This is a genomic window from Ruegeria sp. BG3, assembly GCF_056538485.1.
This window is the reverse complement of sequence record NZ_JBQFTE010000002.1, coordinates 42,163-66,076: the sequence shown is the minus strand read 5'-3', so window position 1 is coordinate 66,076 and position 23,914 is coordinate 42,163. Positions and strand designations below refer to the sequence as shown.

The 23,914-nt window shown below is 58.7% G+C and carries 20 protein-coding genes; 5 read left to right on the top strand and 15 right to left on the bottom strand.

The window, feature by feature from the left end; translation table 11 throughout:
• Window positions 1-3 precede the first annotated feature (3 nt).
• Complete coding sequence (locus ACR0AI_RS03950; protein ID WP_480539752.1) at window positions 4-759, top strand: ParA family protein; 756 nt, start codon at window positions 4-6, stop codon at window positions 757-759.
• Complete coding sequence (locus ACR0AI_RS03945) at window positions 756-1,223, top strand: CYTH domain-containing protein (protein WP_480671744.1); 468 nt, start codon at window positions 756-758, stop codon at window positions 1,221-1,223. The genes ACR0AI_RS03950 and ACR0AI_RS03945 overlap by 4 nt, the downstream gene beginning before the upstream one ends.
• Here the strand turns inward: ACR0AI_RS03945 and ACR0AI_RS03940 are convergent.
• The 9 genes from ACR0AI_RS03940 to ACR0AI_RS03900 form a co-directional block, all read right to left on the bottom strand.
• Window positions 1,220-2,584, bottom strand: coding sequence for a sensor histidine kinase (locus ACR0AI_RS03940; RefSeq protein ID WP_480701256.1), 1,365 nt, complete (start codon window positions 2,582-2,584; stop codon window positions 1,220-1,222). The two genes, ACR0AI_RS03945 and ACR0AI_RS03940, sit on opposite strands and share 4 nt — an antisense overlap.
• A complete protein-coding gene (locus ACR0AI_RS03935; protein ID WP_170376721.1) occupies window positions 2,577-3,257 on the bottom strand; it encodes a response regulator transcription factor in 681 nt (226 codons plus the stop codon). The genes ACR0AI_RS03940 and ACR0AI_RS03935 overlap by 8 nt, the downstream gene beginning before the upstream one ends.
• Before the next feature lie 180 nt (window positions 3,258-3,437).
• The gene (locus ACR0AI_RS03930; RefSeq protein ID WP_480671740.1) at window positions 3,438-4,874 is read right to left on the bottom strand and encodes a DegQ family serine endoprotease; all 1,437 of its coding nucleotides are present in this window, start codon (window positions 4,872-4,874) and stop codon (window positions 3,438-3,440) included.
• Window positions 4,875-5,624: 750 nt separating this feature from the next.
• Complete coding sequence (locus tag ACR0AI_RS03925) at window positions 5,625-6,224, bottom strand: nucleotidyltransferase family protein (RefSeq protein ID WP_480671738.1); 600 nt, start codon at window positions 6,222-6,224, stop codon at window positions 5,625-5,627.
• Window positions 6,225-6,255: 31 nt separating this feature from the next.
• Complete coding sequence (locus ACR0AI_RS03920) at window positions 6,256-8,673, bottom strand: GcvT family protein (protein ID WP_480671736.1); 2,418 nt, start codon at window positions 8,671-8,673, stop codon at window positions 6,256-6,258.
• 356 nt (window positions 8,674-9,029) lie between these two features.
• Window positions 9,030-10,337 carry an HlyC/CorC family transporter gene (locus tag ACR0AI_RS03915; protein ID WP_170376728.1) on the bottom strand — a complete coding sequence of 436 codons (1,308 nt, stop codon included), beginning with the start codon at window positions 10,335-10,337 and terminating at the stop codon, window positions 9,030-9,032.
• Between the two features lie 63 nt (window positions 10,338-10,400).
• The gene (locus ACR0AI_RS03910) at window positions 10,401-11,354 is read right to left on the bottom strand and encodes a tyrosine recombinase (protein WP_170677764.1); all 954 of its coding nucleotides are present in this window, start codon (window positions 11,352-11,354) and stop codon (window positions 10,401-10,403) included.
• Window positions 11,354-12,877 (bottom strand): hypothetical protein, encoded by a 1,524-nt coding sequence (locus tag ACR0AI_RS03905; RefSeq protein WP_480671734.1) that lies wholly within the window; start codon window positions 12,875-12,877, stop codon window positions 11,354-11,356. The genes ACR0AI_RS03910 and ACR0AI_RS03905 overlap by 1 nt, the downstream gene beginning before the upstream one ends.
• The gene (locus ACR0AI_RS03900) at window positions 12,867-13,016 is read right to left on the bottom strand and encodes a hypothetical protein (protein WP_170376734.1); all 150 of its coding nucleotides are present in this window, start codon (window positions 13,014-13,016) and stop codon (window positions 12,867-12,869) included. Before ACR0AI_RS03900 ends, ACR0AI_RS03905 begins: the two co-directional genes overlap by 11 nt.
• A 79-nt stretch (window positions 13,017-13,095) precedes the next feature.
• Here ACR0AI_RS03900 and ACR0AI_RS03895 point away from each other — a divergent pair, with 79 nt between their 5' ends.
• Together ACR0AI_RS03895 and aroB are read left to right on the top strand one after the other, a co-directional pair.
• A complete protein-coding gene (locus ACR0AI_RS03895) occupies window positions 13,096-13,683 on the top strand; it encodes a shikimate kinase (protein ID WP_480671732.1) in 588 nt (195 codons plus the stop codon).
• Entirely contained in the window at window positions 13,684-14,796 is a 1,113-nt protein-coding gene (gene aroB, locus ACR0AI_RS03890; RefSeq protein ID WP_480671730.1) for a 3-dehydroquinate synthase, read from the top strand.
• Between the two features lie 9 nt (window positions 14,797-14,805).
• Here the strand turns inward: aroB and ACR0AI_RS03885 are convergent, their stop codons facing one another.
• Both ACR0AI_RS03885 and ssb read right to left on the bottom strand, forming a co-directional pair.
• Complete coding sequence (locus tag ACR0AI_RS03885) at window positions 14,806-15,876, bottom strand: site-2 protease family protein (RefSeq protein ID WP_480671728.1); 1,071 nt, start codon at window positions 15,874-15,876, stop codon at window positions 14,806-14,808.
• A gap of 18 nt (window positions 15,877-15,894) precedes the next feature.
• Window positions 15,895-16,398 carry a single-stranded DNA-binding protein gene (ssb, locus tag ACR0AI_RS03880; RefSeq protein WP_170677777.1) on the bottom strand — a complete coding sequence of 168 codons (504 nt, stop codon included), beginning with the start codon at window positions 16,396-16,398 and terminating at the stop codon, window positions 15,895-15,897.
• Window positions 16,399-16,601: 203 nt separating this feature from the next.
• Between ssb and ACR0AI_RS03875 the strand changes: the two genes are divergently transcribed.
• Window positions 16,602-17,180: a lytic transglycosylase domain-containing protein gene (locus ACR0AI_RS03875; protein WP_209250627.1), complete on the top strand. Its 579-nt coding sequence runs from the start codon at window positions 16,602-16,604 to the stop codon at window positions 17,178-17,180.
• A gap of 72 nt (window positions 17,181-17,252) precedes the next feature.
• Here ACR0AI_RS03875 and ACR0AI_RS03870 read toward each other — a convergent pair whose 3' ends face one another.
• The 4 genes from ACR0AI_RS03870 to ACR0AI_RS03855 form a co-directional block, all read right to left on the bottom strand.
• Window positions 17,253-19,340, bottom strand: a complete 2,088-nt coding sequence (locus tag ACR0AI_RS03870; RefSeq protein WP_170551194.1) for a dipeptide ABC transporter ATP-binding protein — start codon at window positions 19,338-19,340, stop codon at window positions 17,253-17,255.
• 94 nt (window positions 19,341-19,434) lie between these two features.
• Window positions 19,435-20,898: an ABC transporter permease gene (locus ACR0AI_RS03865; protein ID WP_480671725.1), complete on the bottom strand. Its 1,464-nt coding sequence runs from the start codon at window positions 20,896-20,898 to the stop codon at window positions 19,435-19,437.
• A 14-nt stretch (window positions 20,899-20,912) separates the two neighbouring features.
• Entirely contained in the window at window positions 20,913-21,959 is a 1,047-nt protein-coding gene (locus ACR0AI_RS03860) for an ABC transporter permease (RefSeq protein WP_170376750.1), read from the bottom strand.
• A gap of 121 nt (window positions 21,960-22,080) precedes the next feature.
• A complete protein-coding gene (locus tag ACR0AI_RS03855; protein WP_480671723.1) occupies window positions 22,081-23,751 on the bottom strand; it encodes an ABC transporter substrate-binding protein in 1,671 nt (556 codons plus the stop codon).
• Between the last annotated feature and the right edge of the window lie 163 nt (window positions 23,752-23,914).

Here is a 23,914-nt window from a genome sequence, read left to right as displayed (position 1 = left end):
GGAATGAAGATCATTGCCTGCTACAGTAACAAGGGCGGGGTCGGGAAGACCGCGACCTCGGTGAACCTCGCCTACGCCTATGCGCAGGCGGGTCAGCAGGTGCTTTTGTGCGATCTTGATCCGCAGGGGGCGTCGGGTTTTTATTTCCGGGTCAAGCCGTCGAAAAAACTGACAGACGCGCGTTTTTTTGAGGATGTGGAACGGTTTACCAAGGCCATCCGAGCCAGTGACTTCGAAGGTCTGGACGTGTTGCCCGCCAACCTGACATTTCGCGATTTCGACGTGTTCCTGTCCAGGATGCGCAACAAGCGCTCGCGTTTGAAGAAGGCTCTGGTCGCGGCAGGCAGCGATTATGACGTGATTATTCTGGATTGCCCGCCGAACTTCTCAACCCTGTCCGAGAACATCTTCCGCGCTGCTGATGAGATTGTCGTGCCGGTGATCCCGACGACGCTCTCGGAACGTACCTTCGATCAACTGGTCGGCTTTTTCGACGAGCACAAGCTGCGGAAAAAGAAGCTGAGGGCGTTTTTCTCGATGGTGCAGAAGCGCAAGATTTTGCATCAGGAGACGATGGAGAAGATGCGGGGGCTATACCGCAAAAGGTTTCTGCAGACCTCGATTCCCTTCACCGCGGATATCGAGAAAATGGGCCAGCACCGCGCTCCGGTCAGCACCTATGCTGCACGCAGTGCGGCCAGTGAAGCCTATCAGGCGCTCTATGATGAATTGGAAAACGGGGTGGTTGCATCGAAATGAGCATCGAAATCGAACGCAAATTTTTGGTCGCTGAACTGCCCGATCTGGCTGGAACCAAAAAGGCCGTGGTGCGGCAGGGTTATCTGACGGCCAGTGAGGACTCGGTTGAGATGCGGCTGCGGCAGAAGAATGACAGCTATTTCCTGACCCTCAAAGGCGCGGGCGGTTTGGTTCGGGTCGAGCGGGAGGCCGAGATTTCAGCCGATCAGTTTGAAACCTTCTGGCCCGAGACCGAGGGGCGGCGGGTTGAGAAGGTGCGATACACAGGCACGCTGCCGGATGGGCATGTGTTTGAACTGGACGTGTTTGAGGGCGATCTGGCGCCGTTGTGTCTGGTTGAGGTTGAATTCACCTCGGAGCAAGATGCGAAAGGCTACACGCCGCCTGCGTGGTTCGGTGCGGATGTGACCGAGGATAAGCGCTATAAAAACAAGAACATGGCGATCAACGGACGCCCGATTTAGCGCGCCAGTTTCAGCGTAGTTTCGAGGCCGGGATCGCAGTTGCGAGCCTCGAACGCGCCGCCATGCATCCGTGAAATTGCAGCAACCAAGGCAAGGCCCAGCCCGGCATTGCGCTCAGTCCGCGCAGGGTCGAGCGTTACGAAAGGCTGTTGCAAGCGAGGAAGGTCCTGATCCGGAACGCCCGGCCCTTCATCGCGCACGCTGACGCGGGTGCAGGTGGTGTCCTCTGTAAGGGATACGGTGATGGTCGAGTTCTCTGGCGCATAGCGCAACGCGTTGTCCAGAAGGTTGGACAAGGCTTGCGACAGAAGGGGGCGGTGGCCCTGAATGGGCTTGGCTTGACCTGAAACCTCAAGCCGAACATTTTGATCCGCCGCAACCGGCTCATAGAGGTCCACGACATCCGCAACCAGTTGGTGCAGATCGACATCCTCAAACTGTTCGCGCCCCAGCCCGGCCTCGGCGCGTGAGATTTCGGTCAGTTGCCCCAGCACGCGCAAGACATGATCGACCTCGGTGGTGGCCCGGGCGATGTCGATCTCGCGGTCCAGATCGCTTTTGTCCGGGTCGGACAGCGCCTCAACCCGTTGTTTCAACCGGGAAAGAGGGGATCGCAAGTCATGCGCAATCGAGTTCGAGGTCGTGCGCAGGTTGCTGATCAGCTCTTCAATCCGGTCGAGCATTGTGTTCAAGGTCCCGGCGACCTGATCGAACTCATCTCCGGTGCCGCGTATAGGCATCCGGCGGGACAGATCACCCGAGACGATATTCTCCGCCGTGTTGGCAATATCGGACAGGCGCGAAAAGACCAGCCGGGTAAACAGCCATCCGGTCAATAGGCTGAGAAGCAGGGCAATCCCAAGTGCCAGCGCGACCGAGCGCAGCAGGACGCGGTCAAATTGCTGACGGGCAACGGCATCACGCCCGACGATAAGGCGCTCGCCACCGGGCAGGCGGATCGAGGCGGCAGAAACAGGCACCAGCTCGTCATTGTCGGCGCGGCGCACCTCAAGATCGACCCAGCCACTGCCCGCCGTGATGTCCTCCGGCCATTGCTTGAGATTGCCCGCCAGTTTGTTGCCGAACCGGTCGGTCAAAAGATAAAGCGCGTCACGTTCCGAGGCACTGGGCAGGCGGCGTTCGATGGCGGTGATAAGGCCAATGAGACCGCGCCGCTCATATTCATCGGCAAGCCCGGTCAGCTCTGCCGAAACGACCGAGCGTGTTTCGGATTCGATGCTGCGATTGGCCGTCACATAGACCAAAGCCAGCACCGTCGCCGTCAGAATGGTGCTGAGAACCATGCTGGCGACGACAAGTCTTGTTCTGGAATTATTTACCGAAAGCCGAAGGTTATCCATCAGACATCATGTAACCCGCGCCCCGGACGGTTTCAATCAGCGGTACATCTCCGCCTTCGTCCAGTTGACGCCGCAGTTTCGAGATGTGGACGTCCACTACGTTTGTGTTCGGGTCGAAGTGATAGTCCCAAACGCCCTCGAGCAGCATGGTCCGTGACACAACGCGGTTCTTGCGGCGCAGGAAGAATTCAAGGATCTGGAATTCGCGCGGGGTCAGTGAGATCTCGTGCCCGTCACGTGTGACCTTGCGGGTCAGCAAATCCATCTCAAGGTCCTTGCAGGTCAGGGTCGGTGTTTCTTCGGCGTCCTGCGGACGGCGCAGCAGTGCCTCGATCCGTGCATGAAGTTCCTGGAACGAAAACGGCTTGACCAGATAATCATCCGCGCCCGAACGTAGCCCTTTGACGCGTTCATCAACGGCGCTCATGGCGGTTAGCATCAGCACAGGCGTTTTCAGCCCGGCAGCGCGCATGGACTTGATCAGCGATAGGCCGTCCAGTCCGGGCAGCATCCGGTCCAGAACAATGGCGTCAAAACCTCCGTCAGTGGCGTGATACAACCCTTCGCGGCCATCTGCGGCAACCTCGACCACATAGCCTTCTTCGCTGAATCCTTTCGCGATGAAGTCCCGTGTATCCGCGTCATCTTCGACGATCAGCAGGCGTCTGCTCATGATGGAGGCTCCTTTCTATTCGAATTTAAACACAATTTTTGGCCAAAGCACATGGCCTGAGGAAAACACGAGCCGGGTGCGTCCTTGCGCACCCGGCACGCCCGGCGAATTGCGGACAAACCAATCCGCCAGGAGGCGCGCACCAGATCTCCCCATCATGTGGCGCGCGCGGGCCTGAGGTCAGACGATTTCAACCGCCACGAAGATCTGGTTGCCACCGCGGTTGATCAGCACGAGGGCAGGGTCCGTCTTCTCGCTGTCCAAAGCCGCCTTAAGGGCATCCGGCGAAGCGGTCTCCTGGCTGCCCAGTTTGACGATCACGTCGCCCCGCTGCAGTCCGGCCTTGGCGGCAGGGCTATCGGGCTTCAGATCAGTCACGACGACCCCGTCGATACCTTCGCCCACACCCATTTCAGCACGTGCGGCTTCGGTCAGAGGGGCAACGGTAACGCCGAGCGAAGTGCCCGATACCTCGGCTTCGACCGGCGCATCGGTCTGGGCAGACGCCGTCTGGTGTTGGCCGATGGTCAGCTCCAGCTGCTGCTCGGTGCCATCCCGCAGGACAGTCAGAACGCTGTCGGTGCCTACTTTGGTGGTGCCCACAAGGAGAGGCAGGTCGCTGCTGTTGTCCACGGGTTCATTGTTGAAGCTCAGGATCACATCGCCTTGCTGCAGTACACCATCTGCCGGGCTGTCAGTCACGACATCTGACACCAGCGCGCCGGTCGAGGCGTCGATGCCCAATGCAGCCGCCAGTTCGGGGCTGACATTCTGGATCGAAACACCCAGCCAACCGCGGCTGATCTCTCCATCATCGCGCAGATCGGTCGTGATGTGATCCACGATGTTGGATGTGACGGCGAAACCCAACCCGACCGAACCGCCGCTTGGCGAGTAAATGGCTGAATTCACGCCGATAACCTCGCCCTCCATGTTGAACAGTGGGCCACCCGAATTGCCTTTGTTGATGGCGGCATCGGTTTGGATGAATTCGGCGTATGGTCCTTGCGAAATATTGCGCCCTTTGGCGGACACGATGCCGGTGGTGACGGTGGAACTCAGACCGAAGGGGTTGCCGATGGCCACGACGTCTTCACCGACGCGGATCACGTCGCTGTCACCCAGAGTCACCGCTTGCAGCTCAGCCTCAGGCTCGATCTTCAGGACGGCGATATCGGTCAACGGGTCGGTGCCGACGACCTCGGCGTCATAAGTTCGGTCGTCGCTCAGACGGACTGTGATGGTTGATGCATTGTCGACCACGTGATGGTTGGTGACGATGTAACCCTCGGCATCCAGTACAAAACCGGAGCCCAGACCCTGGGACGGACCGCGCTGTGGCATGTCGAAGCCTTCGGGCGCTCCGAACCTTTTGAAGAACTCACCAAAGGGGTGGTTTTCTAGATCAAAGTCCTGACCCCGAGCAGGCGTCGCGACCGCGTCCTGTTCGGCAATAATGGTCACAACCGAAGGCGAGACCGTCTCGACCAGATCGGCCAGCGCTTCATCAGCCATCGAGGGCAGGGCCGTTGTGGCCAGAAGGGCTGCGCCTAAGGCACTGGCGCCAACCCAGCTGGATTTGCTCGGCAATAATAGTGAGGATTTACGGATGCTCATTTTTTGTCTCCTGTTCACGTCGCGCGAATTGAGGCGCGCGTTGAAACAGCAAATGAACCTTCAATCTGTGTCTTTCCTGACTGATGAATTAAGAAAACTTAATTTTGCCACAAAGCACATGTTCCGTGTCGGCGGAGCGCTGTTGGGATTCGCGGATTCAGGCCTGCTGACATACTGCGAATCGGAGGATTGTTGCTGAATTGGCTGTCAAACTTTGAATTAGGTTGAATTGAATATTGAACATGAACAAACGGCGGGCCGTTTGGCGGTGTTTTTATGTACTCTACCTAAAGTAGAAGGTAGCCGAAAAATATTCTGGCGATGTAAACTATATTCTTGCAATTACATGGTTATTATTGAATAAGACCACGTTTAATGGGGCCGTTGTCGGAGCTTCAGCTAACGGAAATCCCCTTAGGGTTGATCTTGACGCGACGGGATGTTGCCTAAAAACCAAACTGAGACGTCCCTCGTTAACCGTTTCTTCCAATTTTACGTTGTTTCGAAGGATCGGATCAGCAAATATAAACATGCCCAAGTGAAGGGGGAGCCAAAGGCACTAGGGGGTGCCCGTGGCTTGCTCAGTCTTAAAGCGCTGGTGGCATGTTAACGAGGGGGTCTTGTTTAGGTTTTAGCTGCTGTACGCCTAACCACCTGTATAGGTGATTTGGTTTAGCTTTATTGATTGCTGAAAGTGGTAGTCCTGTTTTGGGCACACGACCCGGTCTTTAACGACCGGGTCGTGTTCATTTACGACCCTCGTTTTCTGAGCCAGTCCGCCCATGCCTCGGGTGTGTCGAGGTCTAACAGGGCATTGTCGCCGGAAAGACGTGTGAGGTGAGCCTTGTCCTTGTGCGCGCGAATTACGGATTGGGCGCCTTGATCTCCAGTCAGCTTCCGAAGTTCTGGAAAAAGCTGACGATCAAAGATAACGGGATGGCCAGGCTTGCCAGCCGACGTGGCTCCGCGCCAGATCAGATTGTCGGGATTGGCGTGTCTCGCGTTCTTCACAGCTCTTAGGTCGTTCGAGGTTAGCTCAGGCAAATCCGCCAGCAGAACCATGACAGCCGGCGCAGCGGCATCCACTTTGGCCAGCGCGCCGCGCAGGCTGGCGTTCATGCCTTCTGCCGCATCCGCGATTGGGGCCATCTGCACGTCCAAACCGTCCAGCGCCTCGTAGCGGGCATGAGGGCGGGGAGGAAGCGAAACGATCACCGGTCCGACCTCCAAGGCTGTCATGGTAGATCGTCGCAAAAGGGGTATGCCGTCGACCGCCTGTAGTAGCTTATCTGCACCGCGCATGCGCCGAGATTGTCCTGCCGCAAGCAGTATGGTGGGTATGTCTGTCATACGGGCAACATGCCGTCCGGTTGCAGCGTTGTCAGCCCCTCATTCGGTCGCCCTCAGGATCAAACAGCGGGGTGGAGATCACCCGTGCGGTCCGCATCTGGCCAAGGATTTCGATCTGAACCTCCAGCCCGTCCTTAATGCGGTCCGTCGGAAGGAACCCCATCGCGACGGAGGTTTGGGCATAGTGGGAATAGCCGCCCGAAGTGCAAAAACCTACGACCTCTCCGTCCAGCCAGATCGGCTCGTAAGCGTTCACATCCGCATCTTCAGCCTCGACGTCGAAGGCGACCAGTTTGCGAGCCGTACCACTATGCCGCTCGGCCTCGGCCGTTGCGCGGCCAATGAAATCTGTATTCTTGGCGAAAGAGATGAACCGGTCCAGTCCCGTTTCTGCCGCTGTGTAGTCTGGTGAGAACTCCCGCATCCATGAGCCGAAGAACTTGTCCAGACGCAAGGACATCATGGCGCGCATCCCGAAAGGGACCATCCCATGGGGTTGTCCGGCCTCCCACAAAGTCCACCAGAGCTGTCGTTGCGCCATCGGATCGCAATAGATCTCATAGCCCAGATCGCCGGTGTAACTGACCCGCTGCACGAGGCAATCCGTCATGCCGATCGTCATTGGACGCACGTCGAGGAACCGGAGGGTCGAGACATCTTCGCGCGTGCAAGCGACCAGAACCTCGGTTGCCTTAGGGCCTGCAATTTGGAAGCCATTCAGCTGGTCGCTGATATTGCTGATTGAGACGCCCTCGGCTGCGTTATGCTGGAACCAACGCATGTGGTAGGCTTGGCTGCCGTATGAGGCGGTCAGGCGGAAGTCAGTCTCACTCAGGCAAGACACGGTGAAATCGCCGATCAGCTTGCCTTTGGGCGACAGCATTGGGGTCAGGGAGACGCGGCCCGGCTGAGGGATGCGCCCCGCCATGATCCGATCCAGCCACGCGCGGGCATTCGGACCCGATATGCGATACTTACCGAAATTGTGGACCTCGTTGATACCCACGTTTTCGCGAACAGCGCGGACCTCGCGCCCCGTGGCGTCAAACGCGTCCGAGCGCCGGAACGAGGGCGTCTCATAACCCGGCTCATCACCTTGCGCGAAATAATTCGGCACCTCCAGCCCATATTGCTGGCCCCAAACCGCGCCCAGATCGCTGAAGATGTCATACATCGGCGTGGTGCGATTGGGGCGCGCGGCGGGCAGTTCCTCGTTCGGGTAGGCGACGCTGAATCGTTTCTGATAGTTCTCGATGACCTTCGGGCGGGTGTAGCCGGGGCTGATCCAGTCGCCGAAGCGGGCTACATCCATGGCGAAGACGTCACGCTCCGGCTCGCCCTCGATCATCCACTGCGCCAGCGTCAGACCAACGCCACCGCCTTGGCTGAATCCGGCCATGACGCCGCAAGCGGACCAATAGTTGCGCATTCCAGGCACCGGCCCGACCAGAGGGTTCCCGTCCGGCGCAAAGGTGAACGGGCCGTGGATCACCGATTTCACCCCGGCCTCGGCCAGAACAGGGAAGCGGCGATAGGCAAACTCAATACTGTCGGTGATCTTGTCATAGTCGTCGGGCAGCAGTTCATGCCCGAACTCCCAAGGCGTTCCGTCCACGGCCCAAGGCTTGCAGGGTTGTTCGTAGAACCCGATGCACAGGCCACGCCCCTCCTGCCGCAGATAGCTCTCTCCAGCAGGGTCCATCACATGCGGATGCTCTCCGCCCGCGTCGATGATGGCCTCGATCTGAGGGATCGAGTCGGTGACCAGATATTGATGTTCCATCGGGTGAAGCGGGAAATAGACACCCGCCATTGCACCGACCTCACGCGCCCAGAGGCCGCCTGCATTGACGATATGTTCGGCGTGGATCGTGCCCTTGTCGGTTACCACATCCCAGGTGCCATCCGCCCGCTGGTTGGTTTCGCGCACCATACAATGCGTCTCGATCGTGGCTCCACCCATCCGAGCGGCCTTGGCATAGGCATGGGTCGTGCCCGATGGGTCCAGATGCCCATCCAGCGGGTCGTAAAGCGCGCCGATAATGCCGTCGGTATTGGTGATCGGCGCGATTTTCTTGATCTCATCCGGGCCGACGATTTCGGTTTCCAGCCCCATGAAGCGATGCTTGGCGCGTTCGGCTAGCAGCATGTCGAACCGATCCTGATTGTCGGCCAGCGTCACCCCGCCAACATGGTGTAACCCGCAGGACATGCCGGTGATTTCTTCCAGCTCTTTGTACAGACGGATCGTATAGCCCTGCAGCGCCGCCATGTTGGTGTCGCCGTTCAGCGTGTGAAACCCGCCCGCCGCGTGCCAGGTCGAGCCCGAGGTCAGTTCGGACCGTTCCAGCAGCATGACGTCGGACCACCCCAGTTTGGTCAGGTGATACAGAACCGAGCAGCCAACAACGCCGCCCCCAATGACCGCCACGCGGGTTTGCAGTTTCATGAAAGACTCCCAGATTTTCTGGAAGTCTGACCGGAGGCTCCGGAGGCGCAAGTATAAAAACGACAAAAAATGTCGTGCACGTCGTCCGGCGCTAGGGTCAGGACCCATTCATCTTGGGCCTCTGGCGTGTGAACGGCAAAAAAGCAGTGGTTTTGATCGCGCCGGGACTGGCGACGTCAATTCCAAGCGGTCAAAGCCGCTGCTTTGCAGCGGTTTGCACGTCCGAAGGATTTGACTGATTTTGCTTCTGAGCTGCGTTACTTCCCTTTGAAATAGAACCACTATTCCTTCAGAGAAGTGCCTAGTCAGAACCAAAATCAGTCAAACCAGTGGTGCAAGATGAATGGGTCCTGACCCTAGAGAGGCCTGATCTTCAGCTCCGTCACCCGGTTGCCCTCGCGCGCGGTGACCTCAAACCGGAACCCGTGGAAGGAAAACACCTGACCGACAACAGGGATCATCTGCGCCTCATGTATCACAAGGCCAGCGACGGTGTTCGCCTCTTCATCCGGCAGGGACCAGTCGAGGGCGCGGTTGACGTCGCGGATGGTCATGGCCCCTTCGACCAAAAACTGGCCGTCCTCGGTACGAGTTACGGGAACCTCTTCCTCGATATCGAACTCGTCGGCGATTTCACCAACGATTTCTTCCAGAATGTCCTCGAGAGTGATCAGCCCACGCAGCGAGCCGTATTCGTCGACCACTAGGGCAAAGTGGCTGCGAATGCGCAGGAACTCTCGCATCTGGTCGTCCAGAGTGGTGGTTTCCGGCACGAAATAAGGATCGTTGGCGACTTTGGTGATGTCGAACCCGGCCAAACGGTCCGAGTTGCTTTCGGATCCGCCGACTTGCGCGTACATCGCGCGGAACAGGTCTTTGGCGTGGACCACACCGATGATGTTCTCGGGCTCGTCACGGAAGACGGGCAGGCGGGTGTGGCGGCTTTGCAGGCATTGCTCCAGAATGGCATCCGGCTCTGCATCGGCGTCGATCATTTCGATGTTCGAGCGGTGGAGCATGATCTCCTCAACCGCACGGTCGCCCAGATCAAGCGCGCCTAGAATTCGGTCGCGGTCTTCTTTCTCGACCACGCCTTCGGAATGGCCCAGCTGCAACGCGCCGGCGATTTCCTCGCGCACGGCGAGGATGTTGCTATCGGGGTCGATCTGGACACCGAAAATGCGCAAGACGCCGCGGACCAACAGGCGTACCGCAGCCACAATGGGCGAGAACACGGTGACGACGACGCTGATGATCGGGGCCACGGCAGAGGCGGCTTTTTCCGAATTGGTGATGGCATAGGTCTTGGGCAGAACTTCGGCAAAGATCAGAACCAGTAGGGTCATGACCAGCGTCGCCAACGCCACGCCGCTTTCGCCGAACAGTCGGGTGAACAGGGCCGTCGCCAACGAGGCCGCGAGGATGTTAACCAGGTTGTTGCCTAGCAGGACCGAGCCGATCAGCCTCTCATTGTCATCGGTGATATCGAGCGCCTTTTGCGCCCCGCGAGAGCCTTTGTCGGCCTGTGCCCTCAGCTTTCCTCGGGACGATGCGGTCAGCGCTGTTTCTGAGCCTGAGAAAAAGCCCGAAAGGACAAGCAAAAGCAGGATAGCGCCAGTGGTAAACCAGAATGCGCCGTCGATCAGAGAGGATGTGGGTTCCATCGGTCCTTGGTTGTTCGTGTTTCTGCACCCGTTATGGGGATGCGGACCCTTGCAATCAAGGGGTTAGCCCTTGCTACCCTTGTCTTTCGCCAGCGGGTGATGTTCCAGCACCAGTTCTGACAGCCGTTCATCCAGCACGTGGGTGTAGATCTCGGTCGTCGCGATGTCTGCGTGACCCAATAAGGTCTGGATAGAGCGCAGGTCGGCCCCGTTTGCCAACAGATGGGTGGCGAAGGCATGGCGCAACGTATGCGGTGTGACCTTTTCGGGCGAGACACCGCCCTGAACCGCCAGTTCCTTGACCAGCAGAAAGAACCTGTGCCGGGTCAGGTGTCCGGACTTGCCACGCGACGGGAACAGGAACTTCGAACGGGAACCGCCTTTTTCAACACTTGCATCCTCGGCCTTGTCCCGTTCTTCAAGCCAAACGGCCAGTGCATCGCGGGCCGGAGGAGACAAGGGAACCATCCTCTCTTTGCCGCCCTTGCCCAGCACCAGCAACATGCGGGGATCGCCGCGCGCCGACGAGACGGGCAGGGAGACCAGCTCCGTCACCCGCATACCGGTCGCGTACAGAAGCTCCATCAGGCAGGTGTTACGGATACGGTCGGCCGGGCTGCGTCCGGTCTGGCGGGCGGCCTCCAACAAGCGGTCGACCTCTGGGACGTCCAGCGTTTTGGGCAGCTGCTTTTTGCGACCCGGGCCTTTGATCTGAATGGCCGGGTTCGCTTCGCGCCAGCCTTCTTCGAACGCGAACCGGTAGAGTTGTTTGATCGCCGACAACCGCCGGGCGCGGGTCGCGCGGGACAGGCCCTGCGCATCGCAATCGATCAGATAGGCTTCAATCCTGTCACGATCGGCCTGCTCGAAACTGGTTTTGCGATGCTCCAGCCACGCGGCAAAATCCTTCAGATCGCGCCCATAGGCCAGCAGAGTATTGGTGGCCGCGCCCAATTCGGCGGCCTGCGCCTGCAGAAAGGTCGAAATCCACAGCTCATCTGATGCCGGGCCGCTCATCATCCGCGCTCGTTCAGGATCAGCAAGTTCAGTGCAGCGCGGCGGGCGGTTTCCTCAAGCCCGACACGGCGGAAGGCGGCGATAGCGGCGGTCATGTCGACCAGATTGCCGCGGGCACCGTGGGCAAACAACTGCATCGCCTCCAAAATCGCCTCACCGAGTTGGCCATTGTCCAGCAGGGCCTCGATGTCCGACGGCACCGGCGCGGCCCAGGCGAACCCTTGCGCGACCGCATCTGCCAAAGGCGATGGCGAAACAGCGCGACCAGGATCACCCTGCGCCAAAGCTGCGAGGAACTGCGTCTCAACCGCTGTGTTCGGCGCCTGCATCGCTGCGCGTTCATAGAAATCCGAGAGCATCAGGATACGCCAGCGCAGGGCTTCCACATCGGCCCCCTGCAATTCGACCCTATAGAGGCGTTCGGAAAAGAGATCGGCAAAGGGCACTTCAAGCCCGACGCTGCGCATCTGTTTCCAGACGAGGGGGAGGGTCTTGCTAATCGCCTCGATATTGCCGGTTTCAAGGGCGGTTTCGAACTGCTGCACAGCGGCCACCCGATCCCAAACGGCACCCGAAGCTGCCGGAGAACGTTCGGTGTAAAGACCAAGCAACTGGTTCGGGGTCAGCGCGCCAATTCGGGTCAGGCGTTCGGCGGCTTCAATCTGCGCCTTCCAGCCTGCCACATCGCGCAGGTCGGCATTGGCGAAGGCCCGTGGCAGAGGGGCTGAGGGCAAACGCTCCCCAATGGCCTCAAACAACCTGAAGCTCAGCGGATCCGGGTCCTCGGGCTGGGGCAGGTAAGGCGCGTCCTCAAAAATGTCGGGGTTGAGGAAACGGTCGAGCAGGTCCAGCTCCTCGGGCGGCAACAGCTCTAGCGCATGGGCGGCCTCAAGCGTCAAAGCGGCAGAGGGCCAATCCCCCCGGCGGGCCTTGCAGAAGATCTGGGCCGCATAGTCCTTGGATAGGTTGGGCTGGGCAATCAGCGCCGTGCAGCTGCGATCTTCGTCTCCAGTCAAAAGCGTTGCATCAAACCAGCGTTCGAACCGGGCTTGCGTGTCCGTTGGACCGGCGAGTTGTACCAGTGACTGCGCCGGGTCCGCCGCGCCGAGCTGCATCAGTCGGTCCAGACGCGCCAGCAATAGTGTTTCTTCCCCAGACGCACCGCCGGGCGCGCGGGCCTCGGACAGAAGAAGGGTGAACAGCAGGCGCTGCATGGCCGGGTTGTGCTTGACCGGGATGCGAGCAATCAGTTCTGAAATCCGCTCGGGGTCGCTGCCATGCCAGAGGTCGACGGGTAGCCCGGTTACACTCGACGACACCAGACCGATCGGTTGCGACAGCGCGTCCAGTGGCGTGACCTCAACCGCAGGCTGGCCTCCGTTCTGCGCGACCGGAGGCTCCAGCAGCACCGTGCCCGGCAGGTTCTCGGGCGGGTCGTTCAGCCAATCAATCGCAGTCAGCGGCTGCTGCGCCTGCGCTGCTCCGGCCAGAGACAGCGCGACCAACACATGCTTAATCGACATCCAACGTGACCGGTTCACGGATTTCGCTTTGCGGGGCCGAGAAATCGGCGCCGAAATATGGACCCACATAGGCGTAGGCCACCAGCCCGATGAAGGCCAGGCAAACAATATATATCAGGAACTTGATCAAACGGCCCATGGCGCCACGCTGCCTCAATTTTTGGTTTTGACCAAGTTATAACTGGCATTTTTCTTAAGATCACGTCATTCACGGTGAAATGAGCGAAATTAAGCATAACACACACGCGGCAGGCACACAGGGCGGGTTTGATCTGCACAAAACCGTTGTTCTTGTGGGCATGATGGGGGCCGGAAAGACCGCTGTGGGCCGCGCACTAGCGGCGCGGCTGGGTGTTCCTTTCCTCGACAGCGACGGCGAGATCGAATCAGCCGCCAATATGACCATACCTGAGATTTTCCAGCGCGACGGAGAGCCGTTTTTTCGCGCCAAGGAAACCCAGGTTATCGGTCGCTTGCTGGATGAGCAGAAAGGTATTCTATCGACGGGTGGTGGCGCCTTTCTGTCCGAGGGAAACCGCGATATGATCACCGAACGGGGTGCCTCGGTCTGGTTGCGGGCGGATCTTGACGTGTTGTGGAACCGGGTACGCCACAAGGATACCCGACCGTTGCTGAGGACGGACGATCCCTATGCGACGTTGAAGGCGCTGTACGAGGCGCGTGTGCCGGTCTATGCCGAGGCCGATCTGACGGTGGCCTCGGACGGGGAGACCTCGATCGACAATATGGTAGACCGCGTGGTCGACGCCCTGCTGGCCCGACCCGATGTTTTGGAACGAAAATAAATGCATCAGACCGTACATGTGGAATTGGGCGAACGCTCGTATGATGTCGAGATTGGCCCGGACCTGCTGGCGCAATCCGGCGTACGGATCGCGCCTTTGCTGCACCGTCCGAAGGTTGCGGTTCTGACTGACGAGAACGTCGCCGCTCTTCATCTAGAGGCCCTGCGCGACGGTTTGGCGGCTTCGGGGATCGAGATGTCCTCACTGGCCTTGCCAGCAGGTGAGGCGACCAAAAGCTGGCCGCATTTTGAACGTGCGGTCGAATGGCTTCTGGCCGAAAAGGTCGAGCGTCGGGACATCGTAATTGCCCTTGGTGGCGGTGTGATCGGAGACCTTGCAGGTTTTGCCGCTGCTGTGCTGCGCCGTGGTGTGCGCTTCGTTCAGATCCCGACCTCGTTGCTGGCGCAGGTCGACAGCTCGGTTGGTGGCAAAACCGGGATCAACGCGCCGCAGGGCAAAAACCTGATCGGAGCGTTTCACCAACCCTCCTTGGTGCTGGCCGATACCTCGGTTCTGGGCACCATGACCCAGCGTGATTTCCTGTCGGGTTATGGAGAGGTGGTCAAATACGGGCTGCTCGGCGACGCGGATTTCTTCGAATGGCTAGAAGGGAACGGCACCGATGTCTCCTCAGGCGATATGGACGCGCGGGTGCGTGCTGTCACGCGATCGGTCCAGATGAAGGCAGATATCGTCGCGCGTGACGAGACCGAGCAGGGGGATCGCGCGCTTTTGAACCTCGGGCACACGTTCTGTCACGCGTTGGAGGCCGCGACGGGGTATTCTGATCGGCTGCTGCATGGCGAAGGCGTTGCCATCGGCTGCGCGCTGGCCTTTGAATTGTCGGCACGACTGGGCCTGTGTTCGCAGGAAGACCCAAGCCGAGTGCGGGCGCATTTGAAGGCTATGGGGATGAAAACTGATCTGGCCGATATTCCCGGTGATCTTCCCGGAGCCGAGGCCTTGGTGGACCTGATGGCACAGGACAAAAAGGTGATCGACGGTCAGTTGCGTTTCATTCTGGCGCGAGGGATAGGTCAGGCTTTTGTGACTTCGGATGTCCCGCGTGAGGCCGTCCTGTCGGTGCTGGAAGATGCGTTGGCAACCGCCTGACGAGGGCGGTCAGCGTCCTCGGATCACCATCAGTTCACCGATGTTTTCACGGGTGATATAGCCGATCATAAGCCCGGTGCGATTGATCACGCCGACCGCCGGCGCGCCTTTGTGCAACCCGTCCAAAACCTTTGCCAATCCAGCGGTCAAGCCGACCTGCGGGATGTTACGCTCCATGATCGAAACGGCGGGGTCAGAGCGTGGGTGGTCGCCGGCCAGCGCCTTGAATAGATGATCGCGGGTTACGAAGCCCTGAAGGTGGCCTTTGTCGTCCAAAACCGGAAACTCATGTTGCGTTGTATGGATCACGGCCTGCGCGGCTGTGTTCAACGTGTCCTGAGGCGATAGCGCGTGGAATTCTGTAATCATCGCGTCGCGCGCCAAAACATGCCGCGTGGCCGAGCGAAGCGCCACATCCTGACTTTCTGCATTGGCCGCGAAGAACACAAAAACCGCAATCACGACGAGGATCGGATTGCCCGAGCTGAGTCCATAAAACCCAAGCCCAACGGCAAGCATTTGACCGCTCAGCGCCGCGACGCGCGTGGCTGTAACGCGGTCCAGGCGAAGGCAGAGGAGGGCTCGGAAAACGCGGCCACCATCCATCGGGAAGGCAGGGATCATGTTGAACGCGGCCAGCAGAAGGTTGATGTAGGCGAGACGGTCCAGCATCCCGATATTTGCGGAATCGATCTGGCTGATCGTCTCAAAGGGCATCCCGGCACCAAACCCCACCAGAACCAACCAGATCGCGACATTCACGGCCGGACCGGCGAGGGCCACCCAGACCTCTTGCATTGGTTTTTCCGGCATACGCTCCAACCGGGCCAGACCGCCGATGGGCAACAGGGTGATGTCAGGGGTTTTGATACCGAAGCGGCGCGCCATGAGCGCGTGGCCGAATTCATGCGCCACAACGCAGGCGAATAGCGCCAAAACGAAAATCAGGTTCTCGATCGCGGCGGGCCAACCTCCGCTGGAATAGGCCGCAAATCCGACCCAGGCCAACAACAGGAAAAAGGTGACATGGACCCTCAGTTCGGACCCGAGAAGACGGCCGAGAGCGAAGGACCATGCCATGTTGTGTCTCCGTTTCGTTTAGAACGGAATCTCGTCGTCGTCGATTCCGCCAGATGCAGGGGCAGGAGAGCTGGACGGTGCGCCGTAAGGATCGCCATAGCCGCCACCGGCCTGACCACCGCTATAGCCGCCCGACTGACCGCCACCATAGCCGCCGCCACTGCCTTCGCCGCGGCTGTCCAGCATCGTCAGTTCGCTGCGATAGGGACGCAGGGCAACTTCGGTCGTGTATCGATCCTGGCCCGACTGATCCTGCCACTTGCGGGTTTCAAGCTGGCCTTCGATGTAAACCTTGCTGCCTTTGCGCAGGTATTGTTCTGCCACCCGAACCAGCGGTTCAGAAAATATGGCGACCTGATGCCATTGCGTGCGGTCCCGGCGTTCACCGGTGTTGCGATCTTTCCATGTCTCGGATGTTGCAACGCGCAGGTTGCACACTTTCCCGCCATTCTGGAACGACCGCACCTCAGGGTCGGCACCAAGATTGCCGATCAGAATGACCTTGTTGACTGAACCCGCCATGTAGTTCCCCGCTTTGTTTTCACTTGAATGCGCCGAATCTGGCGCTGAATATGCCAGAGACCCTATACGGCCTGCATCAGGGTGAAAACACGTTGATGACACAGTGTCGGACAAGAATCTGCTTGCCCCGTTCTGCACACTTTTAATTCAAGCGGCGGGACCATATACTCCGCTTGTTTTCGGATCGGGCAGGATAGGCATTTATGCGGTCTTTGGTTTTAGGTTTTGTCGGTGTGTGTCTGCTGCTGACCACGGCCCCGGTGCAGGCCCAGACGCTGTCTACCAAGAATAGAAAAGACATATTCCTCAAGCAATCCAAAGTGTTGGATTCGCGCGCGGCGACGCAGTATCGCGGGTCCGAGCGGCTTAAGCCGAAAGTGGCGCAGGGGCGTTTCGACAAGCGCTATACTGGGAAGTACCGGGGTGAATACCTGACACTTGCCCGTCAGGCAGCCCGCCAGCATAACATCCCGGAAGAGCTGTTTTTGCGTCTGGTGCAGCAGGAAAGTGGCTGGAATCCCACAGCGAAATCTCACAAAGGGGCTTTGGGTCTGGCGCAGCTGATGCCTCAAACGGCCCAGCTTTTGGGCGTCAACCCGCATGACCCCAAGCAGAATCTTGAAGGGGGCGCGCGGTATCTGTCGTGGCAGTATCGCAAGTTCAAGTCGTGGCCATTGGCACTGGCGGCTTACAACGCGGGCCCCAAGGCCGTTGAGAAACACGGCGGCATTCCGCCCTACAAGGAAACCCAGAACTACGTGAAGGTCATCTGGGGCGGCTAAGGCGCTGGTTAGCGCACTTGCGAATTCAAAAAAGGCCGGTCAATGACCGGCCTTTCAAGTTTGTACAAACGCCTATTCCGCAGCGATTTTGATCACAGGCTCCATTCGGGCCAGAACATCTTCGGCCAGGTGACATTTGACCTGATGGCCGTCGGCCAAAGTCTTCACAGGCGGGACATCTGATTCACAACGCCCATCCGGCACCTCGGATTTCCACCGGCAACGCGTCTGGAACGGGCAACCCGGCGGTGGGTTCATGGCCGACGGAATATCGCCCTCCAGCACGATATGCTGCTTCTCGATTGAGGTATCGGCAATCGGAACCGCGCTCAGCAGCGCTTCGGTATAGGGGTGATACGGGGGCGAGAAGACCTGATCGGTTGTGCCCAATTCGACCACGTGGCCGAGATACATCACCATCACCCGGTCGCTGAGATAGCGCACGATCGACAGGTCATGGCTAATGAACAGCAAGGTGGTCTTGTGTTCGCGCTGGATCTCCATCAGCAGATCGGTCACGGCCGCCTGCACGGACACATCCAAGGCCGAGACCGGTTCGTCCGCAACCACAATCCGAGCATCACCCGCAAACGCGCGCGCGATACCGACGCGCTGTTTCTGACCACCAGAGAGCTGTCGCGGCATCCGGTCCGCGAAAGCGCGGGGCAGTTTCACCAGGTCCAAGAGCTCCAGCATGCGCTTCTTACGCTCAGCCTCGGAATTGCCGACCCCGAAAATCTCAAGCGCCCGGATGATCTGACGCCCGACGGTCATCGAAGGGTTCAGAGTGTCAAACGGGTTCTGGAACACCATCTGCACTTCGCCCACGGTCTTTGCGTCGCGTTCCTCGATCGGAACGGCCTCGATATTGCGGTTGTCCAGCAGGATTTGCCCGTCGGTCGCCGTTTCGAGCCCCATAAGAACCTTGGCGAAAGTGGATTTACCGCAACCGGATTCGCCAACGATGGCCAGTGTCTCAGACTCATGGGCTTCGAAACTCAGCGTCTCGTTGGCTTTGACCACTTTGGTCGTACCGCCTCCAAACAGAGCGTTGGCCGCCACCTCATAGTATTTCTTGAGGTTGTCCATCTTCAGAACGGTCCGACCGATCTCGCCCTTTTCCTTTTGCTCTCCAACGGTGATCGGCGCGTTCCAGTCGATCTCTTGGAACTTCAGGCAGCGCGTATGGTGGCGATCATTGCCGGGCACCGCTTCCATGAGGATGTTCTGAGCGTCACAGCGACCTTCTTCGAAATAGTCGCAACGCGGGCCGAAATTACAGCCCGGTGGACGTTCATGCGGCAGAGGGAAGTTCCCCGGAATGGCTACCAGGGGTCGAGCGTTCTTGTCGGCACCGGGCAGGGGGATCGACCGGAACAGCGCCTGCGTATAGGGGTGCTGCATCTCGTCGAACACATCGTGGATCGATCCGCGCTCGACAGCTTCGCCCGAATACATCACGCACAGTCGGTCGCAGGTTTCCAGAACCAGCCCCAGATTGTGTGAGATGAACAGCATCGAGGTGCCGTATTTCTTGCCCAGATCCTTGACCAGTTCGACCACGGCGGCCTCAACGGTCACGTCCAGCGCTGTTGTGGGTTCGTCCAAAATCAACAGGGCAGGCTTCGACATCAACGCCATCGCAATGACGATCCGCTGCTGCTGACCGCCGGACAACTGGTGCGGGAAAGAGTTCAGCATCCGCTCGGGGTCGGGCAGGCGCACATCCGTGACGACCTCCAGCGCGCGCGCATAAGCCTCTTCCTGACCAACGCCTTCATGGATCATCGGCACTTCCATCAGCTGCTTACCGATCTTCATCGCCGGGTTCAGCGAGGCCATCGGCTCCTGATAGATCATCGCGATCTCATTGCCACGAATGTCGCGCAGTTCCTCGGTGGTCATTTCACCCAGATCACGCCCCTTGAACTTGATCGAGCCGCCAACGATGCGCCCGTTCTTGCCCAGATCCTGCATGACACCCAACGCCACCGTAGACTTACCGCAGCCGGATTCCCCCACCAGCCCGACAGCCTCACCTGGCTGCACGCTGACCGAGAAATCCATAACGGCGGGAATTTCCCTCAGCCGGGTGAAAAACGAAATCGAAAGCTTGTCGATCTCTAGAATAGGCCCGTCATAGTCCGCCAGTTTGTTCATCTTGTTACTCCTCGCGAGAGTCCGGGGGTATCCCCTTCATCTGGCTAAAAATACCTCGGGGGTCCGGGGGGCAGAGCCCCCGGCCTTGATCACATCAGTCCTTCAGACTTTCTTCGCGCAGACCGTCTGCCAGCAGGTTCAACCCCAGAACCAGTGACAACAGGGCCAAAGCGGGCGGAAGGGCAGGGTGCAGATAGATCGACAGAAGCTTGCGCCCTTCGTTGATCGTCGAGCCCCAGTCCGGGCTTTCGGGCGGCAAGCCCAGCCCGAAGAAACCCAAGGTCCCCAGAAGGATGGTTGTATAGCCAATTCGCAGACAGAAATCGACGATCAGCGGACCACGCGCGTTAGGCAGGATTTCCCAAAGCATGATGTACCACGGACCCTCACCACGCGTTTGGGCCGCCGCCACATAGTCGCGGGTTTTGATATCCAACGCCAACCCGCGCACGATGCGGAACACCGTGGGAGAGTTCACGAAGACCACCGAAACGAACACGACCAGAATACCGCCCGGAATGTCGAACAAGTCCAGATAGGTCGGCAGACCCCAGACGCGGTAGCTGTCGGTGCTGATGATGTAGCCTCCGGTCGAAATCAGTGACAGGTAGAACCACAGCGCCACGCCCAGAACCCCGATCAGCAGAGGTGTTCGGAAATTCGGACGCGTGTAGTAGCGCGAATTCAGCAGGACACCGAGGAAGATGATCGGGAAGACAAACAGGATGGCTGCCATATAGTTTGGCACACCGGTCGCCACGATCTCGGGTGTCACCAACAGGTAGAACAGCAGAATCACAGGGAAGGCGAGGATCAGGTTCGCCAGGAACGACAAAAGCGTATCCAGACGACCACCATAGTACCCGGCAGGCAGGCCCAGTGTGATCCCGACCATAAAGGCAAACATTGTGGCAAGCGGAGCGATCTGAACCACGATCCACGCGCCCTTGACCATGCGGCTGAATACGTCGCGGGCCAGATTGTCTCCGCCCAGAAGGTACCAGGCGTATTGGCCGTCCTCCAGATTGGGCAGCGGCGTTCCGGGCACCTTGTTCTTCATGCCCGATATCTGCGCAAGTGGGTCATGGGTCACGATCAGATCAAGCGCGCCAAAGATGCCGGTGAAAACCCAGAACATCACAAGGCCAAAGCCGATCATGCCAATAGGGCTGTCGAACAGCTTGCCATAAAGACCAAGCTTGCGTTTGAACGCGATTGACATCGCATACAGGATGATAAGCGACAGCCAGACTGGTAGAAACTGCTGCGAAATCGCACCAATGATCCCGGCGCTGGTACCCATCAGGATGCCCAACACGACATAGGCGACCGCGATCGCGACGCTGGCCATAAAGCTATAGCGCAGCGCGGCCTGTATCATGTTCCGCAGGCCCGAGCTTGAGGTTAAAGTACCGTCCGGGTTCACCGTCATTTGATCCTCGGGCAGCACAATGCTGGCCAGCATCCAGACAACGATGGACAGGGCCATGATCCCAAGTGCCAGCGCGAGTAGCGGGTTGAGGAAGGCGATAGAGCCGGTCCAGGTAAGTGGTTCCATGATCTGACCCTCCCTTATGAAATTCGAATGCGCGGGTTGAGGTAGACGTAGCCGATATCCGAGATCAACTGCGTCACCAGCACCACAAAGACCGACACGACCGAGATCGCCAGCAACAGCTGGATGTCATTGTTCCCCGCCGCCTGCACCAGCGCCCAGCCAAAGCCCTTGTAGTTGAACAGGGTCTCGACGATCACCACACCATTCAGCAGCCATGGGAACTGCAACATGATAACGGTGAACGGCGCGATCAGAGCGTTCCGCAGCGCGTGTTTCATGACGATGTTCGGGAACGAGACACCCTTCAGGCGTGCGGTGCGGATATATTGCGCTGTCATCACCTCGGTCATCGAGGCGCGGGTCATGCGGGCGATATAGCCCATCCCATAAAGCGCGATTGTCAGCACCGGTAAGAAGAAGTTCTCGAACGTCGGGTTCTCCATCGCTTGCGTCGCCGTGCCCTTGAACCACTTTAGGCCCACAGCAGATGACGTGAAGATCGCGATGAAGATCACGCCCGAGACGTATTCCGGCGTCGCGGTGGTTGTAATAGCAAAGGTCGACAGCGTCCGGTCCGTAGCCGACCCCTCTTTCATCCCAGCCAGAATGCCAAGGATCAGGGCCGAGGGGACCATCAGCAGCATCACCCAGAACATCAGCCGCCCGGTCAAGGCCAGACGGGTGCCGACAACGGTGCCGACTTCTTCCTTAAAGACGGTGGAATAGCCCCAGTAGCCCTGAAGGATGCCGCAGAAATTAGGAGACTCTTCAGCGGTTTTGCCCGGTAGAATGCATCGGCCCTGAACTGTGCCGTCCTCATTCGTGTGCCGGTATGAGGGCAGAACGCCCAGCCATTCACCGTATTTTATGGGCGTCGACTGAAGGTATCCGCCTTTTTCCAAAAAGCTCTCGACCTGCTCATCCGACATCCGGAAATTGCCCTGCGTTTTCGCAAGCTTTTCCAGGTTCGGGTAGAGATTGGTGAGGAAAAAAACCAGGAATGTCAGGCACAATGCTGTCAACAGCATAATCCCCACACGCCTTAAAATGAAAAGTCCCATGTTAGCCCCTGTTGGTCGGCTGGCGTGGACGGCATTCCGCCTCACGCGTTGCTATTCTTATGGTCGCCGTATTGAGGACGAAGAGCCGCGCCAGTGCGGCGCGGCCTTTGTGTGTTTTGGGTCAGGAGGTCAGGCCGAACTTGTAAAGCTGCGGCAGGTCCGCGATGTGCTTTTCGACACCGACCATGTTGTCGCGATGATGGCGCATTGCCGTCCGCCAGTATGGCTGAATGACAACACCTTCTTCGATCATGATCGCCTGCAGTTTCGCCATCACCTCGCGGCGCATGTCGACATCAGCGAGCGAGTTTGCCTCGGCCAGAAGCGTGTCGAACTCTTCGTTGGAGAAACCGGATTCGTTCCAAGCGACGCCCGACTTATATGCCAGCGCCAGGATTTGCGTACCCAGCGGGCGGTGGTTCCAGTTGGTCGAGGAATACGGGTACTTGGTCCAGTCATTCCAGAAAGTCGAGCCCGGCAGAACCGTGTGCTTGGCCTTGATTCCTGCGTCGTTCAGCTGGGCCACAACGGCAGCAGTCGTGTTCCGGCGCCAGTCATCGTCGATGGACTGCACTTCGTGCTCGAAATCACCCATCCCCGCTTCGTCCATAAGCGCCTTCGCACCAGCCGGATCATAGGGTATGCGGGTGATCGACGAGTCATATTCCGGATGCATTGGTCCGACATGGCTGTTTTCAGCTGGGATGCCGTAGCCGGACATGCCGAGTTCCAGACAAACCTCGTTATCCACCGCCATGGCAAGGGCCTGACGGACCCGTTTGTCGGCATAGATCTTGTTGCCGTCCGCATCTTCAGCCAGCTGGTTCGGACGGATGACGATTGTAAAGCCCGACGGGATTTCCGAGCGGACAAGACCGATGCCGTCGAAGATGTCGACGAATTCACCGACCGACTCCCAGTTCATGTCGATCTCTTCGGCCTCATAAGCAGCCAAGAAGGCGGCAGGGTCGGTGCCGTAGTCGATGAATTCGATCCGATCGATGTAACCGCCTTTGCCCGCTTCGTAGCCCCACCAGTCGAAGCCCTCGTTGCGGACCAGAACGCCTTTTACGCCGACCTCGTGGCTTTCGGGGATCATGAAGCCTGTGCCAATCGGGTTCGACAGCATGTCATTCGGGTCAAAGCTGCTGTGGACGATAGCACCAGGATAGTCCGCCATGCCGGGGATGATGGTGATGTCCGGCGTGTTGCACTTCAGTTTAACGGTGTGCGAATCGACCACGGTAATGGCGCCATCAGAGGCTTTCTGGGTGCTTTCATCGACCAGCGACGCCATGCGCGAGGCCATCGAGTTGCCTTCTAGTGTCGCGTCACACCAGCCTTCGATGTTGCGTGCCACATCTTCGGCAGTGAAATCGTCACCGTTGTTCCACTTGACGCCTTTGCGGACGTTCAGCGTGTATTCGGTGGCGTCATCATTGGCTTCCCAGCTTTCCAGCAGCATGGGCTTGAACGTACCGTCGTTGTTATACTCGACGAGATACTCCAGCCAGCCCGCGGTGAAGGTCGCAATCTGCGTCCAGTCATAGGTGCGCGGGTCTTTAAGTGCGCGGACTTCCATCTGATAGCGGATGGTACCACCTTGTTGCGGCTCAGCTGCGGCTGCAGGTGATTGCAGACCGATCATGCCGTAGGCGACCGGAGCGGCAACGCCCAGTGCGGTGACGCGGGCCATAAACTCGCGGCGGCTCAGATTGCCGTCGCGGTATTCCTGGGCGTGCATCTCTGCGGCCCAGTGCACCGACGTTCCCTTTGTTGTATGGTTAGTCATGAATGTCTCTCCCTGTGACATATTTGTTTTTTGCATGGAATGAACGAACCTAGCCGGCGTTTTTCAGGCCAAGGCGAAGGTCGAAGGGTTCGGTTTTTTGAACGTTGGAATTCCCCATGTCGGTATTCGGCAACAGAATCCGAAGGACGTCAATGTTCGAATG